Annotated in this window: 17 protein-coding genes and 1 pseudogene; 3 read left to right on the forward strand and 15 right to left on the reverse strand. The window is 55.8% G+C overall.

Going from position 1 to position 14,983, the window contains the following annotated elements; translation table 11 throughout:
• Positions 1–108: 108 nt before the first annotated feature.
• The 5 genes from pnp to ROLI_RS01830 form a co-directional block, all read right to left on the reverse strand.
• A complete protein-coding gene (pnp, locus tag ROLI_RS01810; RefSeq protein ID WP_187428225.1) occupies positions 109–2,247 on the reverse strand; it encodes a polyribonucleotide nucleotidyltransferase in 2,139 nt (712 codons plus the stop codon).
• Between the two features lie 271 nt (positions 2,248–2,518).
• Positions 2,519–2,947 carry an ion channel gene (locus ROLI_RS01815; protein ID WP_187428226.1) on the reverse strand — a complete coding sequence of 143 codons (429 nt, stop codon included), beginning with the start codon at positions 2,945–2,947 and terminating at the stop codon, positions 2,519–2,521.
• 71 nt (positions 2,948–3,018) lie between these two features.
• Positions 3,019–3,609 (reverse strand): LysE family translocator, encoded by a 591-nt coding sequence (locus ROLI_RS01820; protein WP_187428227.1) that lies wholly within the window; start codon positions 3,607–3,609, stop codon positions 3,019–3,021.
• Between the two features lie 146 nt (positions 3,610–3,755).
• Entirely contained in the window at positions 3,756–4,025 is a 270-nt protein-coding gene (gene rpsO, locus ROLI_RS01825) for a 30S ribosomal protein S15 (RefSeq protein ID WP_187428228.1), read from the reverse strand.
• A 209-nt stretch (positions 4,026–4,234) separates the two neighbouring features.
• The gene (locus tag ROLI_RS01830) at positions 4,235–4,651 is read right to left on the reverse strand and encodes a DUF1643 domain-containing protein (RefSeq protein WP_187428352.1); all 417 of its coding nucleotides are present in this window, start codon (positions 4,649–4,651) and stop codon (positions 4,235–4,237) included.
• A 166-nt stretch (positions 4,652–4,817) separates the two neighbouring features.
• Here ROLI_RS01830 and ROLI_RS01835 point away from each other — a divergent pair.
• Positions 4,818–5,555: pseudogene (locus ROLI_RS01835) on the forward strand (type I restriction endonuclease subunit R, EcoR124 family); the annotation flags it as partial.
• A 225-nt stretch (positions 5,556–5,780) separates the two neighbouring features.
• Here the strand turns inward: ROLI_RS01835 and ROLI_RS01840 are convergent.
• From ROLI_RS01840 to rbfA, 9 genes are all read right to left on the reverse strand, one after another.
• Positions 5,781–6,374, reverse strand: coding sequence for a hypothetical protein (locus ROLI_RS01840; RefSeq protein ID WP_222869340.1), 594 nt, complete (start codon positions 6,372–6,374; stop codon positions 5,781–5,783).
• Entirely contained in the window at positions 6,371–6,781 is a 411-nt protein-coding gene (locus ROLI_RS01845) for a hypothetical protein (RefSeq protein WP_187428230.1), read from the reverse strand. Before ROLI_RS01845 ends, ROLI_RS01840 begins: the two co-directional genes overlap by 4 nt.
• Before the next feature lie 6 nt (positions 6,782–6,787).
• On the reverse strand, positions 6,788–7,894 hold the full coding sequence (locus ROLI_RS01850) for a hypothetical protein (protein ID WP_187428231.1): 1,107 nt from the start codon (positions 7,892–7,894) through the stop codon (positions 6,788–6,790).
• A 692-nt stretch (positions 7,895–8,586) separates the two neighbouring features.
• Positions 8,587–9,126, reverse strand: a complete 540-nt coding sequence (locus tag ROLI_RS01855; RefSeq protein WP_187428232.1) for an RNA 2'-phosphotransferase — start codon at positions 9,124–9,126, stop codon at positions 8,587–8,589.
• 464 nt (positions 9,127–9,590) lie between these two features.
• The gene (locus ROLI_RS01860) at positions 9,591–10,178 is read right to left on the reverse strand and encodes a DUF1643 domain-containing protein (RefSeq protein WP_262386359.1); all 588 of its coding nucleotides are present in this window, start codon (positions 10,176–10,178) and stop codon (positions 9,591–9,593) included.
• Positions 10,179–10,527: 349 nt separating this feature from the next.
• Positions 10,528–11,016: a hypothetical protein gene (locus ROLI_RS01865; protein WP_187428233.1), complete on the reverse strand. Its 489-nt coding sequence runs from the start codon at positions 11,014–11,016 to the stop codon at positions 10,528–10,530.
• Between the two features lie 187 nt (positions 11,017–11,203).
• Complete coding sequence (truB, locus tag ROLI_RS01870; protein ID WP_187428355.1) at positions 11,204–12,115, reverse strand: tRNA pseudouridine(55) synthase TruB; 912 nt, start codon at positions 12,113–12,115, stop codon at positions 11,204–11,206.
• A gap of 98 nt (positions 12,116–12,213) precedes the next feature.
• Complete coding sequence (locus ROLI_RS01875) at positions 12,214–12,954, reverse strand: phosphodiester glycosidase family protein (protein WP_187428234.1); 741 nt, start codon at positions 12,952–12,954, stop codon at positions 12,214–12,216.
• On the reverse strand, positions 12,951–13,373 hold the full coding sequence (gene rbfA / locus ROLI_RS01880; protein ID WP_187428235.1) for a 30S ribosome-binding factor RbfA: 423 nt from the start codon (positions 13,371–13,373) through the stop codon (positions 12,951–12,953). Before rbfA ends, ROLI_RS01875 begins: the two co-directional genes overlap by 4 nt.
• Positions 13,374–13,461: 88 nt before the next feature.
• On the opposite strand from rbfA, the gene dapB reads away from it, so the two are divergent.
• Both dapB and ROLI_RS01890 read left to right on the forward strand, forming a co-directional pair.
• Positions 13,462–14,280 (forward strand): 4-hydroxy-tetrahydrodipicolinate reductase, encoded by an 819-nt coding sequence (gene dapB, locus ROLI_RS01885; protein ID WP_187428236.1) that lies wholly within the window; start codon positions 13,462–13,464, stop codon positions 14,278–14,280.
• Positions 14,281–14,361: 81 nt separating this feature from the next.
• Positions 14,362–14,718 (forward strand): dihydrodipicolinate reductase, encoded by a 357-nt coding sequence (locus ROLI_RS01890; protein ID WP_187428237.1) that lies wholly within the window; start codon positions 14,362–14,364, stop codon positions 14,716–14,718.
• Between the two features lie 86 nt (positions 14,719–14,804).
• On the opposite strand, the gene ROLI_RS01895 is transcribed toward ROLI_RS01890, so the two are convergent.
• Positions 14,805–14,978 (reverse strand): DUF1674 domain-containing protein, encoded by a 174-nt coding sequence (locus ROLI_RS01895; protein ID WP_187428356.1) that lies wholly within the window; start codon positions 14,976–14,978, stop codon positions 14,805–14,807.
• Between the last annotated feature and the right edge of the window lie 5 nt (positions 14,979–14,983).

Raw genomic sequence — 14,983 nt, forward strand, 5'->3', positions numbered from 1 at the left:
GTTAACGTGAGCGAAGCGCGCGCGTTAACGCAACGTCGCGGGGATCCAAACAAAAAAAGGCCCCGATGTTTCCACCGGGGCCCATCATTCAAAGTAAGCCGATGCAGATTATTCGTCTGCGGGCGCTTCTTCTTTTTTGACTTCTTCGCCGGTTTCCTGATCGACGACTTTCATCGACAGGCGCACCTTGCCGCGGTCATCAAAGCCCAGAAGTTTGACCTTCACTTCCTGGCCTTCCTTAAGAACGTCGGAAGGATGGTTCAAACGGCGGTTTTCGATCTGGGAGACATGCACCAGACCATCGCGTTTGCCAAAGAAGTTCACGAAGGCTCCGAAATCGACAATTTTCACAACCGTTCCGGTGTAAACCATGCCTTCTTCGGGTTCGGCCACGATGGAATGGATCATGTCGTAGGCCTTCTTGATCGCCTCGCCGTTCGGGCTTGCAATCTTGATGATGCCTTCGTCGTTGATGTCGACTTTGGCGCCGGACACTTCGACGATCTCGCGGATCACTTTACCGCCCGAACCGATCACTTCGCGGATTTTATCCGTTGGGATCTGCATGGTTTCGATGCGCGGTGCGTGGACCGAGAATTCCTGCGCGCCGGTGATGGCTTTGGCCATCTCGCCCAGGATGTGGATGCGGCCGGCTTTGGCCTGCTCCAGAGCTTTCTCCATGATCTCGGGCGTGATGCCTGCGATCTTGATGTCCATCTGCAAGGATGTGATCCCGGCTTCTGTACCCGCCACTTTGAAATCCATGTCGCCGAGGTGGTCTTCGTCACCAAGGATGTCGGATAGGATCGCGTAGGAGCCGTCCTCTTCGAGGATCAAACCCATCGCCACACCGGCAACCGGTGCTTTGAGCGGCACACCCGCGTCCATCATAGACAAGGAACCACCACAGACCGACGCCATCGAGCTTGACCCGTTGGATTCGGTGATTTCGGACACAACGCGGATCGTGTAGGGGAAATCCGTTGATGCGGGCAGAACGGCTTGCAACGCGCGCCACGCCAATTTGCCGTGACCGATTTCACGCCGACCGGGAGGGCCCACGCGACCGGCTTCACCGACCGAATAGGGCGGGAAGTTATAGTGCAGCAGGAAGTTGGATTTGAAGTTTCCATGCAGCGCGTCGATGAATTGCTCATCATCACCGGTGCCCAGCGTGGTCACAACCAGACCTTGCGTTTCGCCGCGTGTGAACAGCGCCGAGCCATGCGTCCGGGGCAACAGACCCGTTTGGGACACGATGTCACGGATTTCGTCGGTGTTACGACCGTCAATCCGCTTGCCGGTTTTCACCACGTCGCCGCGCAGGATGGAACCCTCGAGGCCCTTCATGGCGGACCCGAGGTTTGGGTCTTCTTTTTGCGCGTCGCTGAGGGCGGCCATGATGGTGTCACGGGCGGCCGAAACGGCGCTTGTGCGTTCCTGTTTGTCCGAAATCGCGAAAGCGGCGCGCATTTCTGCCTCGCCAGCCGCTTTGACCGCAGCAGACAGCTCCGAATAATCCGCAGGCTGGAAATCAAACGGCTCTTTGGCGGCATCTTCGGCCAGATCAATGATCAAATCGATCACGGGTTGGATTTGCTCATGGGCAAATTTCACCGCACCGAGCATTTCTGCCTCAGACAGCTCATAAGCCTCGGATTCAACCATCATCACCGCGTCCTTGGTCCCGGCAACAACCAGATCAAGGCGTTGTTCAGGGTTCAGACGCAGGTCCTGCATGTCATCCACAGTCGGGTTCAGGATGTATTCGCCATCCTCAAAACCAACGCGGCACCCGGCGATCGGACCACGGAACGGCGCGCCGGAAATCGTCAGCGCCGCGGAGGCCGCGATCATCGCAACCATGTCGGGGTCATTGACCAGATCGTGGGACAGAACCGTACACATCACCAGCACTTCGTTTTTGAAGCCGGGGACGAAAAGCGGACGCAGGGGGCGGTCAATCAGACGCGCGGTCAGCGTTTCTTTTTCAGTGGGGCGTGCTTCGCGCTTGAAGAAACCACCGGGGACTTTGCCCGCCGCATAGTATTTTTCCTGATAATGCACGGTCAGCGGAAAGAAATCCTGACCGGGTTTTTGTTTCTTGGCAAAGGTGACGTTTGCCATGACGCTGGTTTCGCCCAGCGTTGCAATCACCGACCCATCCGCCTGACGGGCCACTTTTCCTGTTTCCAGTGTCAGCGTTTCTTCGCCCCACTGTACTGATTTTTTCGTTTCGTTAAACATCTACGTTTCCTGTGTTGGCCCTCGAGCCATTGCATAGGGGGCGAATTCCCCCTGACCTCGTTGTCATATTCTGGTGGCGCTGAGGTCCGCGCGCCTAGTTCAGATTGCGCGGTGGTACACGAGATTGCGCCTATTGGAAAGGGAGGGTTTGCGGCCCGCATTGTTGCGTTTCAGGTGCGAGCAGGGGCGCTGAAAAACCCGCTCAGGCCGGGCAGGGTGCGGTTCAAGGCCAAAGGGTAGCATACATCAGCAGGCATCCAGCCGGATGGGTTCAGGTCGCTTTTTCCTGTAGGATGCGCGAAAAGACACCGACCAGAAAAGCCGTGGTCATGCCGAACATCACCAGCCCGGTCACCGAAATCATCGCGCCGAAAATCCGATGTTGCGGGGTCAGGACCACATCGCCGTACCCAAGTGCGGTATAGGTCACCAATGTGAAATAGATCGGCTCTTCATAGCCCGGCAAAGCCCCAAGCAGCCAAAGCGCGATGGCCCAGAGATAAATTTGCACCGTATGAGACCCCAACAGGATCATGAACAAGCCTGCGACCGCCAAAATCTGATACCTGCCTGAGCGTTGTGCAGAGAAATGGTTATTGCGCTGCAAATTCCCAATGATCCGGGAAATAACGAAAATATGCACCAGGGCGCAGAGGATCAAAAGCGAGCTGCCCAATAGCAATTGAAAAAGAACGTTCATTCAGGAGAGGCTTTCATTCGGTGTCTTTTCGTCGTTGTAGTCTATGTGTCGCGGGCGGGCAGGCCAAGCATTCACATCTGGGAATAAGCTGCAAGTGCCACGACAAAGAGCATGGAGAGCGCCATGGCGATATTTACGGCGCGTTGTGTGGCATGGCGCAGGTTCATACGTTGCAAGGTGATGCCGAGCGCCAGCCAGCCCAGATGAATGGGAATCCAGATGGCATTGGCGATCAGGAGTTTCAGCGTCACTTCGAGTGCCAGGTTCTCGGGAAGAAAGCCAAAGCCGGAAAACAGCGCGGTATTGACGGCATAGGCCTTGGGGTTGATCAGTTGCAGCGTAATGCCGCCGGGGATGCCGGGGGGTGATCTGCGCTGGATGAAGGCTATTTTGCTACCCGCAAAAGCAATCCGCAGGGCCAGAAAAGTGAGATAGCCGATGGAGGCGACAAAGAGGATCAGCCGCAGCCGCTCATCTGCCAGAAGGGCGGCGGTCACACCGCTGATCACGGCGATGAGCACGATATTGGAGCCGATGAACAAGCCGATCAGATAGCGCAGACCCGCCTCCCGCCCGAAGGCGGCCCCCACGCCCGCCGTCGATAAAACGCCGGGGCCCGGTGTGATGATCAAAAAGAAGACGGCGGCGGCAAATGTCAGCATTGCAAGATCATACCGCGGTGCCAGCGGCGGCAAAGAGCGCCGAGCGCACAAAAAAACCGCGCAGCAAAGGGCGCGGTTTTTTCGTTATGTACAGTCTGGAAAAAGGGCGTGCCACCTATCGGGCCGTCACTTTTGCCAGCACAGCATCAGCGGCGCAGGCCAAGACGTTTGATCAGGTCCTGATAGCGCGCTTCGTCTTTGGCTTTGGTGTAATCCAGAAGCTTACGACGTGTCGCAACCATCTTGAGCAAGCCACGACGGCCGTGGTTGTCTTTTTTATGCGTTTTGAAATGCTCGGTGAGCGTGGCAATCCGCGAGGAGAGGATGGCAACCTGGACTTCGGGCGAGCCTGTATCGCCTTCTTTGGTTGCGAATTCTTTCATCACGCGGTCTTTTTCTTCTGCAGTAATCGACATCGGGGTCTCCTTTTCAAAAGAGTTTCAGGAATGGCTCTGGCCGGGATGTCGTCCAGCACAGGCCCATGGAGATATCTACCCAGACGAATGGATTCGCCTTGATGATGGGCGCGTATAAGCGGCTGATCTCGAAATGGCAAATGCAGAATGTTGGATGCCGGCGGGGCACCGTGTTTGACGCGCCGGGCCAATGTGCCGCCCGCAGCCGTTCAAACGTCTCTTTGATCCGCATGATCCGCCGCCCAGAAGACCGGTTGCGCGGCATAGGGTAGATAGAGCGGATGGCGGGGATGTCCGGCCCTGGACAGACCGAGATGAAACAAATCCACCCCCGCTTTGCGCAGCATCTGCACCACGGCCGCACCGCGCCCTTGGTGCGCGCCATGCACGCCCCAGGCGACAATCACCTGATCCGCCCAACGCGCGGCTTTTATCAGAACCGCGTCGCTTTCCGCGCCAACGGGATCATGCGCGCGCTTCATGGCGGCGGGGTCGGTATCGCGCCAGGCAAAGATATTGGTGACACGAAACGCCCCAAACCCCAGATGCCGTGCGCGGGCCTCGCAGCGGGCAACGGTCGGGTCGTTTTTGATTTCTATACACTGTAATAATATGTTCTGCGTAATGCTATCCCCAAATCAGACTTCGCCCCAACAGAGGTGAAGCTGCCCGTCGCAACAGTCGTTGAAATACCTGTTGTTGAGCATGGCATCGTCCGATCCCTGCCAATGATCTTTTGTTCAATGGACGATGGTGATGTCCTCCCGGTGGTAGACGCGTTCGCCTACTCCTGCGGCAGTCGATAAGCTGGAATCAGAAGATGATATTCTGGCCTTCGTTCAGGCCTTCCGTGACCTGATCCGCATCCGAAATGTGCTGTCCACTTTTGCCGAATTTTCCAATGACGATCTGGCTATTGATCCACAGCGTTTTGAGGATTTCAAAAGCAAATATCTCGACATCCACGATCGCGTAAAATCTAACGAGGACGACGACCAAAAGGCGTCGATCATTGATGAAGTGGACTTTGAGCTTGAGTTGATCCGCCGTGACAACATCAATGTGGCATACATTCTGGCACTGCTTGGCTCCTTGGCGGCATCGATACCAGACGATGAAGATCCCGCAGAGACCGCCGCCAAGAAAAAGGCAATTATGGACCTTTTGGGCAGCGAGGTGCGTCTGCGTAGCAAACGCGAGCTCATCGAAGAATTCATTACGTCCTATCTGCCACCCTTAAAAGGCGAAGACGCAACGATGAATGCCTTTCTAAAGTATTGGGAACAGAAGCGCTGTGCAGATTTTGAAGCTATATGTTCCGAGGAAGGCCTTGATCCAGAGCGCTTCTCCGACCTGATGGAATCCTATCAGTTTTCAGACAAAGAACCTCTGACCGATGAAATAATGACTGTTCTGCTCAAAGCACCAAGCGTCGTTCAGAGGCGCAAAACCGGCAGCCGCATTATCTCCAAGATGGTCGACCATATCGAAACCTTTGAGGAGAACATGGGCGATCTGGAGGCTATTTAATCTGGCACGACTTGAATGGTTAGCTGACTTTGAAAACCAGCAAATACCCGGCTTATTCAAAGAAATCTCTGAACTCGCGCATACCGCCTGAAATGCATCGGCACTACTTCATCTAAGCGGCCGATTTTACTGCTGAAAGGGCATTGTTGTTAAGCGCAAACAAGAACAGTATAAAGTCGCTTCTGATTGGGGGGGGCTGCTTCACTTCTTAGGATTGAAGTACATCTATAATAGGCGATGCCGAATATAAAATGGCAAACCAGAATTTTCGCAGTTGTGGCGCGTTCGAAACCATAATCTCGTATCAATCACATCCTCGATAAATTCAACATCTTCAAAAGCTTTGCCAAGCCTCTTTTGCCACTCCCTAAGAACCGCAGCACCATCTTGTACCCGGCAGTAAATAATTATTTCACCATGATCTTGACCGTAACCACCTGTCGCATATCGCGTTGAAAGCTGCTTGAAGCCATCTTCAAGCCAAGCATAGTCCCTGTGGATCTTCGCCTCACCAATCCATAGGAAGTGGTCCACTCCTTCGACATGCACGTCACAATGCCCACGGGTTTGAGTGTCATGAGACGCTTGAATACCAAGAAGCTTCAACTGCTCAACGACCGATACCGACATCTCGTCCTCACCTTGATCTTGGTTGAGATGACTGTTCTTTATCAAGCTATTATAAGAATATTCGACAACGCCTTCGAGCGCCTGCACGCGAGATGCATGATTGTTTGAGAGGTGATATGCGAGGACGTGTCCACCACATTGCCCCGAGAGGACTGCGCCAATCTTGGCCAAAGAAGGTTCTGAATTCATTCTGACGGCTCGGCCTTCTTCTCGTTCCTCAATGCAAATACCGGGGTGACCTTGTCACGCGGGTTATCCACATTTTCACCGGTATTGGGGTGAGCCAGCTCTCCCGTCATCAGAAGGCGTTGGAAATCAGCATCTTCGAGTTCATATTCTTCGCCATCATCATCTATGAATTGGCCATGCGCGTCCAATATTGCACATTTGGATGAAGTTAAGAAACTCACTGCCGTGATCAACGGGTTATCTATTTCGTTTCTCTGAAGCATTTTTTGCAGGCTCGTGTAGGTCAACATGTGCCCTCGGCCCTCCGGTAGGCTGACCAACTTGTCAACAAGCTGGATGCATACGCCAGCAGCCAAGCTATCGCCGAGCACTGCCTTCACATCTATCTTCAGCTGGTCGGTCTGCATGCCTTGTTACTCCAAAACGTCCGCGAGCTCTTGATTTGGATCGGTACGTGACGCGTCACTATTTTGACATTTATCCAAGTACTCATGAATTTTGCCAATCACATGTTCAAAATCAGGTCGCCCATAACAATTTTTAACAATCGCTCCGGATATTCCCACAGCATTTGGTTGACCCAACGAGGAGCGCCCTCGAGCTGTTCCGACCAAACCAATTTCGGGCGCAAGCCATACGCCATCGATTTCCACGTTCCACCGGACAAACATCTTGAAGGGCTCGATCGGTGTCCCCAGACCCTCTTTACCGTGCAAATGGTAGGGTTCCTCCCTCAGGTCCAGTTTGGATCGCCGCATCTTCTCATTTTTGACCGACGCAGTCGTAGTGAGAAAACCAAGTTCCACCACATCTCCCTCACCATCCGCTTGGTAGATGGCTTCAAGAAGTGGATAGAGGTCTACCGGCCCGTCAAGTGTTACCACGCCAAGGCTATTTGCTTTCTGACGCAAAGTGGATTGCAAAGCATGCGCAAGATCCATGGACATCCCCGTGGGAAGGTCCGTACGTATTTCGACGGATGCATGGTCGTGTGGCACCCAGATGACACTGAACAGCTGAACTGTACGAAACTTAAGACCAACGATTTCATCGTATTGCTGTTGCAAGGCAGTCGAATCGTCTGAAAGATCGTCAAACTCGATAGTTTCTCGCTTTGTCAGTCGAACCGCATTCGCGAAAACTGCACCGAGCCCATCGTCGGTTTTCTGAATGGCGACAAGCTCAGGATCACCCAGTTGCGTGATCTTTTCGGGATCGCGCGAAAGTGGATAGCAAAGCGCAAAATCGTTGTCGCCAGGCGAAAGACTCAGTATTGCCGTTTGGAGTGCGTCCCGCGTTTCAGAGGTGATTTGGTAAATCTTAGTAAACTTTTCGCCGCAGACATTGTGGTCGGCGAGGTAGTCCAAAAGCTTCGCTTCTGCATCCGGGTTTTGTGTGTCTGCATATTTCGCTTGGGTCTTGTCCCACCCGTGAGCAGGTTCGACACCTGCCCATCTCAATATAACTCGCGCTACATTCCACGACATGCGCTCGCGCATGCTATCAAGCACAGTCTTCATGATGCCTCATTACAGCAAAAAGCCCGGCAGTATTAAGGCAAACGACAATTGTCACTACTCATGCAAGGCCAAAGTGCGTCGCCACGGATAGTCGTGCAGCGTCCTCTGCCGCGCAGGCTTGATGGCTCGCTGTATAACGGCGTTTAGCTGGTGTAGCGGCCCCGTGCAGTCAATTCGAGCGCAGATGCCTATCTGTTTCACTTGGTGACACCTATACGTACAGGATCATGTCCGCTGCTACACCCAGATCAGGTTCTGGATCAGGAAACGTTGCAGGCTGCCCTATAGCGTGCCATCTCATTCTGGTCAGGAACTTGGCCGACGAGGGACTCGAGGCGCTCTGCCTCGGCGATCTAGAGTCCAGCAGCCGCGGCAACTTCATCTTGGGTCAGGCCCGCAGCATCCCGTAGGCAACGAAGCTCCATGGCCTGACGCCCCTTCGCGAAATGCGCCCTGCAATCTCGGGCCGGATTGCAAGCATCTTTTCTCGAAAACTGGTCTTAGACAATATTATTACAACCAGAACTGAAAAGAGAGTTCTTCGGCAAAAGATCCCGTTTTGCCCGTCCAAGTGCGCTGGACCTCTCTATTTTCCGCTCATCCGGCTGCTTCAATATAGCCTTTAATGCCGCCGCGCTGCATCAAAGGCCGCGAGGATATGTATGTGGTGAATAACGCGGGCTGAGATCGCTCTATGAGACGATGCCGAAACCAAGGTATGGCGGGGGGACGCTATCGGTGAGCCACACTCCGTTGTCCGTGCGGTAAAACGCGTGTCCGGCGGCATGCATTGCGGCGGCACCGACTCGAAGAACCGTGGGCTTGCCATGTCGCTGTCCGACACGCATGGCTGTTTCCGGGTCTGGCGAAAGGTGAACCTGATGTCGGCGGCCTGGGTTAAGGCCCGTCTCGAAGATCGCGTCGAGGCTCTGCGATGCGGTCCCATGGTAAAGCGTGTCTGGTGGGGTGACTGGTGACAGGTCGAGGTCCACGTCGATGGAGTGACCTTGTGCTGCGCGTAAGCGTCTGCCGTCTGGACTCAGCGTGAAACGTCGCTTGTCGTTCGTCTCTATGATTTTGAGGAGCTGCGCCTTGGTCAAGCCGCGCCCGGCCTTCTTTAGCTTGAGCAAGAGCTCGTCGACCTGCACCCAGCCCCGTCGGTCAATCCGGACGTCGATCAGCTCCGGTTCATGGCGGAGAATTCGAGAAAGGAATTTGCTGTCGCTGCTCATGGGGTCGGACCGTATCTGAATTCGTCGGTGTTGGCAGCTATTAAAACTGATCCGCCATCACCATCATCATCACCATCTCGCATCACCAACCAGATCATATCTCACGCTGTGGCACTGTCTCAACGAAAGCCGCCAAGGGATGTCTTGGCAACTTTCGTCGTTTCTGGCGGCTGGACGGTCGGCATGGTTCGTCGTGTAAAGATAGCGGAAAGTCACTGGCTTTGTTCTTCAGAACCGGCGCGAAATGCTGTTGGCGAATATCGCGCAACCTTTTGGGCGCAGCCCAGCGATTTTCCTTAGTGAATTCTGAGAAGGGTGCGCACGGTTACGCGGCATCTTACAAGTATTTGGGCTTGAAGCTTTCAGGCCGCGGTCGGCCGAGCAGGGCATATGGCAGCCGGAGTCAATCCCATCGAACAGTGCCTGCGTCTCGGGTTTGATAAGATGTCTTTGGGATCAGCTTCTCAGGCTTCGGGAAACGGAAAGCGCTCGGTGGTGCTGCTGATGTAAAGAGGGTGGCCAGCTGACCCGTCTTTGTTCAATTTCAAGCAGGAGAGCGGTTTTCCGGTCTTCCTGAGCGCGCTTAGGGTCTCAGCGACGATGGGTGCGAAGCGCTTATGTAGATTACCATAGGCCAGCAGAACTTCCTCAGCGGCCTCGGCTTCTCGGAGGATTGCCAGAAGATTCTCCGAGCTGCGTGCCAGTTCTGGATTATGTGGAACGTTCTTCGGTTCGGTTGCACGCCAATCCAGCATGTTGACTTTCACGTAGCGAGTGAAGCCCCACCGTTTGGCGAATCCAAGCTCCCTGTCACAGGTCGGGTCTGAAACGTTTTCCGTGGCGACGGAGGGATTATGGCCGACGAAGATTATGGTTCGCGGCTCTGTGCCGTCTGGTGTCCAGTCACGGGTCAAAACCTGTCGGTATCGGCCGCATGGGGAGAAGATCGCGCCACCGGTTACCCCGTCCGGAAGGTTGATTCGAACCTTGCCGCCGGCATCGTGCAGCCTGTGTGCATCTTCGCCGAGGCTTGTTGCCTTCATTTTAGTCATCTTTCTCTCCAATGCAGGAATACAGTCGGCAGCACACTGTATTTCTTTTAATAGACTGAATCTTAAGTAAGAAAACATTTTTTTAGTGTATATAAGACCGTCTCATCCGCCTTGGAGGGGTTGAGCATGATAAAATTGACCCGTGGTGCGGTTTTTTCTCAGATCCGCATGAGATCGTAGCGATAGAAACCACATTCGGAATAGCAGGCCGTCGAGGCCGTCGTGTCGGTTTGATGTGTGCGGATCAGCATGTTGGGACAATGCCAATTGACGCGCGCCGGGACAAGCTATTCCCATGCATGAAAGGGGGTGCCCTGCAAATGGCGCCCCCTTTGAGAGCTAGCCAGTTTCAGGCCGCTGTCGTGATCCGTTTGCGTGGGAACTCAAAAATTTCACCGCGCAATTCCAACACGGCTGCGGCGACCACCGCGTAGATGATGTGGCCCCAAAGCGCGACCCATGCGATGCCTGTGAAGCCAAGGAACGGTTTCATGCCGGCCACCAGATGCGCCATCCCGTAGAGTGCGAAAACCCACAGGGCGATGCCGTAAACGGTTGCCGTGATGGACCAGTGCAGCTGAGGCAGAACGGCGCGCTGGAGTGGGCGGGCGATGGCAAAATACCCGATGACATAGAAGATCAGCCCTGTGAGGGTGTGCAGCAGATGCGCCGCACCGGAGGGGGCCGCGCCAAAGACCGATTTGAGCGTCGCCCCGGCCAGCCCGACGGGGGCCAGTTTGGCGTAACCAAAGAGCGGGCTGAGCGCCTGTCCGAAGACGTCAAAAGCGATGGTGGCAAAGGCACCGGCGGTCAGGATCGAAAGGATTGTGCGTTGCATGTCAGGGTCTCCATATGGGATCAGGTTAATCTGTCTGACCCCGATATGGCATCGTAAATCGCCTCTGTGCAGCCCACTCACGCAGGGCTTACCGGGACATGCGGTTTTGTAACAAACCCTGTAACAAAGCACCCGAAACGCTGACATCGGCGCGAGGATTGCGACAGGTTGAAATATTTGGAACCGGTCAGTTCTTAATATTCAGAACGCGTGTGGGGTGCAACGCGCCGGATTTGTAGCGTCCGATGGCGACAACCTGCCCCTCATGGGACGCCCAGCACTCCTCGCCATACTCAATATTATGGGCGATCACCATGCCGGGATTGCCGTTGCGCAGGCGCGTTGCGCCCTCCTGCGTGGCTTTGACCTCTGGCAGCGCGATAAAGGCCTCCTCAACGGGGCGGATATGCGCATCAAGCGCCTCGGTGCGTGCGATCTCCTCGATTTGTGCCAGGGTCAGCCCATCGCTGGCCTCGAACGGACCCGACCAGATGCGGCGCAATTCCCGCACGTGACCATGACACCCCAGGGCCGCCCCCATATCGCGAGCAACCGAGCGCACATAGCCACCCTTGCCGCAGACCATTTCCAGCGTGACATGATCTGCGTCCGGCCGATCAACCAGCAGCAGGCTTTCGACATAAAGCGGGCGCGCGGCAATCTCCATGGTTTCGCCGTCCCGCGCGCGTTTATAAGCCCGTTCGCCGTCGATCTTGACGGCTGAAAATTGCGGCGGGATCTGCTCGATATCCCCGATAAAGGCGCTTAAAGCCTCTTTGATCGCGGCGTCGCTGGGGCGCAGATCACTTGTTGCGATGATCTCTCCTTCGGCGTCATCGGTATTGGTGGCCTGTCCCAGGCGGACGGTAAACTCATAGGCCTTCAAGGCTTCAGTCACATAGGGAACGGTTTTGGTCGCCTCACCCAGAGCCACCGCCAAAACGCCGGTCGCGTCCGGATCAAGCGTGCCTGCATGGCCTGCCTTCTTGGCGTCAAGCGCCCAGCGGACCTTGTTCACCACGGCCGTGGAGGTCAGCCCGGCGGGTTTGTCCACGATCATCCAGCCCGATATCTCTCTGCCGTTGCGTCTGCGACCCATGGTATCCTCATTCTTCTCTGCGACCGGTCCCATATCCGAGCCTCTCCGACATCGCCAGCGGTTTATGTTTCCAGCTTGCGGCTGAGGGCGCAGAAAGCCTAATTGGTCTCGGAGACAACGCCGACGATGGGTCCCAGCCGAAAGCCAAAGTCATTCCGGTTCAGGGCGGGGGCATAGATACGCGAGATGTTGCCATCGAAATAAAGCGCATTGGGGGTTTTCAGCACGTCCCGGAACAACACGGCGAAATCGTAGAAATTCACCGGCTTGTCCGAAATTGCAAAAACGACGCGCTGCCCGTCCGCTGAGGTGCCAACACCGTTACGGATGTATTTTGACGTCCCATCCGGCAGGAAGCGCGGATGCAACGCGCCATCAATGACCAGCATGGGCCCCGATTGCGTCGCATCGGTGCATTGCGGTGCATCGCTCACATATTTGGAGGTTTCAAAGACGTCCGCGCGGCCATCGCGCAGACAAAAGATACCGTTAGGCAACAGTCCGAAATTCCCCGGACCTGCGTTTTCGATAACCCGCATCAGCTCGCGGCCATCCTCAACGTAATGCCCCACGGGCGCGCGGTCTTCATGATACATGCCCGCATTCATGGCAAAGCTGAGCTTTTTGCCACTCGCGGCCAGGTTCCGGTCGATCGTGAAGAAATGCCCCAGAACTGTGTCATCCTCATCATAGAGGAAGAGCTCCAGTGTCTCCTGCACCGCATCCACTTCGCAGATGGTGTAGGGCGTTGCGGCGTGTTCCAGCGTTTCACATTCCACCGCACTTGCGCTTTGTGCAAGCAGTGAGAGGAGTGTCGCCGAAAGGACCGCCCGTATCATTCCGGCCCCTGTTCCTGCGTTGACCCTGTGGCGGTATCCCGGCGGACTTCATCGCGGTTGAGCATTTCGCGGGTTTCATCCATGCGATCAAATGTTTCATCCAGTTGGAAGCGCAGATCCGGCGCAAATTTCAGCGCCAGCTTTTTCGACACCATATGCCGTAATTCGCCCTTGTTACGGGCCAGCAGGGCGATCACCTCGTCGCGCCCCTGTCCGCCCAGAGGCAAAACATAGGCGGTTGCGATCCGCAGATCGGGTGAGGTGCGCACTTCGCCGACGGTTATGGACAGCCGGTTCAGGTCCGGATCATGCACATCGCCGCGCGCCAGCACATCGGACAGAGCGCGCCGGATAAGCTCTCCAACCCGGAGTTGTCGTTGTGAAGGGCCAGTGCCTTCGTGAAATTTGTTCTTTCCCATAGCTTCCATTTAAGCGGTCATCAGGGCTTTGCCAAGCAAGTGCTGTCGCGATAAGCAGGCCGTGACGTTGCGTGGATTGGAGAATGGAATGACAAAGCCAATGGGGATCGTGGTCACGGGGGTTTCTGGCCGGATGGGCAGGATGCTGGTGGAGACGATTACGACCTCTGAAAAGGCGCGGCTTGTGGGCGCGCTGGAGCGCGCGGGCCATGCATGGATCGGGCAAGATTTGGGACAGGCGATGGGATCGGCACCCATGGGTGTCATGGTTTCCGATGACATTGCGCAGACCTTGGAAGGTGCGGATGTGGTGATTGATTTCACGGCCCCCACCGCCACCATCGGTTTTGCGCAAGCGGCAGCGCGCGCGGGTGTCGCACATGTGATTGGCACCACGGGCATGAGCGGCGCGGAGATCGCGCAACTGCCACCGCCCTCCAGGGATGCGTTGATCGTGCGGGCCGGGAACATGAGCCTTGGTGTCAATCTTCTGGTGCAACTGACAAAGCAAGTCGCAGCCGCGCTGGATGAGGATTACGATATTGAGGTCATCGAGGCGCATCACAATCAAAAGGTCGACGCCCCCTCGGGCACGGCCTTGATGCTGGGGGAGGCGGCCGCGCAAGGGCGCGGTGTGATGCTGGAGGATGTATCGGATCGTGCACGCGACGGCATCACCGGCGCGCGGCAGCGGGGGCATATAGGGTTTGCCGCCATTCGGGGGGGGGACATTGTCGGTGAGCATGACGTGCTGTTTGCAGCGACCGGAGAACGCATCATCCTGCGCCATGTCGCCTCTGACCGCTCCGTTTTTGCGCGCGGAGCGTTGAAGGCGGCTCTGTGGACCGCCGGGAAAGCGCCGGGTCATTATGATATGCTTGATGTTCTCGGGCTGTCGGAGCAATAAATTAACGCTGTTGTGAGATGCAGGTGAACCAACCGCCTGTGACGTGCGTATACCCTATAGACGCTATTGGAGTTTCGTGAGATGCGCCCATTTTTTGTAGTAGTATCCGTCGCTGCCGCGCTCTGCGCCACATCTGCGGTAGCGGAGTTTGCCAAGGTCAACAGTCAGGATCAATTCGTTTCACTCATTGAAGGCAAAGAGTTGCGCCGCCCGTTTGTACGATTGGAGGTCTCGCCACAGGGTGATATCTCCGGCATGGGTGCGGTCTGGGCGGTCTCTGGAAACTGGACCTGGCGCGAGGGTTTTTTCTGTCGCGAACTCTTCTGGGGTGGCGATCCGCTTGGGTATAACTGCCAACAGGTCGATACCAAGGATAATCGCATTCGGTTCACTTCGGATCGCGGTGCTGGCGATTCGGCTGAGTTCCGCCTGAGATAGGCGTGCTGACCTGATCCAAATGAACGCGCTGCGCGCGTGCGACATGCGCCCGTGCCGGGCATTGGTGCACCCGGCCAGGGGCAGCGTCAAAAATCGATCGCCAGGCCTTTGTCTTCCCAATCCCCATAACGCACCGGCTCCGGGCCATCACGCCCCCCCAATTCGGTTGGCAGGTTGAGGGCCTTGGCTTTGGCGCGCCGCTCTTCGGCTTCTGCGAGCGCCCGTTGCGCCGCTGGCGTTAAGATGGGCTTTTCATTCATTGGGT

Source organism: Roseobacter fucihabitans (assembly GCF_014337925.2).
Classification (GTDB): domain Bacteria; phylum Pseudomonadota; class Alphaproteobacteria; order Rhodobacterales; family Rhodobacteraceae; genus Roseobacter; species Roseobacter fucihabitans.

Excerpts from the sequence above, each read along its gene's own strand:
- ROLI_RS01845 (WP_187428230.1), bottom strand. The coding sequence starts at position 6,781 with ATGCAGACCGACCAGCTGAAGATAGATGTGAAGGCAGTGCTCGGCGAT.
- ROLI_RS01865 (WP_187428233.1), bottom strand. The coding sequence starts at position 11,016 with ATGCAACGCACAATCCTTTCGATCCTGACCGCCGGTGCCTTTGCCACC.
- ROLI_RS01840 (WP_222869340.1), bottom strand. The coding sequence starts at position 6,374 with ATGAATTCAGAACCTTCTTTGGCCAAGATTGGCGCAGTCCTCTCGGGG.
- ROLI_RS01895 (WP_187428356.1), bottom strand. The coding sequence starts at position 14,978 with ATGAATGAAAAGCCCATCTTAACGCCAGCGGCGCAACGGGCGCTCGCA.
- ROLI_RS01875 (WP_187428234.1), bottom strand. The coding sequence starts at position 12,954 with ATGATACGGGCGGTCCTTTCGGCGACACTCCTCTCACTGCTTGCACAA.
- ROLI_RS01860 (WP_262386359.1), bottom strand. The coding sequence starts at position 10,178 with ATGACTAAAATGAAGGCAACAAGCCTCGGCGAAGATGCACACAGGCTG.
- ROLI_RS01815 (WP_187428226.1), bottom strand. The coding sequence starts at position 2,947 with ATGAACGTTCTTTTTCAATTGCTATTGGGCAGCTCGCTTTTGATCCTC.
- pnp (WP_187428225.1), bottom strand. The coding sequence starts at position 2,247 with ATGTTTAACGAAACGAAAAAATCAGTACAGTGGGGCGAAGAAACGCTG.
- ROLI_RS01820 (WP_187428227.1), bottom strand. The coding sequence starts at position 3,609 with ATGCTGACATTTGCCGCCGCCGTCTTCTTTTTGATCATCACACCGGGC.
- ROLI_RS01850 (WP_187428231.1), bottom strand. The coding sequence starts at position 7,894 with ATGAAGACTGTGCTTGATAGCATGCGCGAGCGCATGTCGTGGAATGTA.
- ROLI_RS01890 (WP_187428237.1), top strand. The coding sequence starts at position 14,362 with ATGCGCCCATTTTTTGTAGTAGTATCCGTCGCTGCCGCGCTCTGCGCC.
- rbfA (WP_187428235.1), bottom strand. The coding sequence starts at position 13,373 with ATGGGAAAGAACAAATTTCACGAAGGCACTGGCCCTTCACAACGACAA.
- truB (WP_187428355.1), bottom strand. The coding sequence starts at position 12,115 with ATGGGTCGCAGACGCAACGGCAGAGAGATATCGGGCTGGATGATCGTG.
- rpsO (WP_187428228.1), bottom strand. The coding sequence starts at position 4,025 with ATGTCGATTACTGCAGAAGAAAAAGACCGCGTGATGAAAGAATTCGCA.
- ROLI_RS01855 (WP_187428232.1), bottom strand. The coding sequence starts at position 9,126 with ATGAGCAGCGACAGCAAATTCCTTTCTCGAATTCTCCGCCATGAACCG.
- dapB (WP_187428236.1), top strand. The coding sequence starts at position 13,462 with ATGACAAAGCCAATGGGGATCGTGGTCACGGGGGTTTCTGGCCGGATG.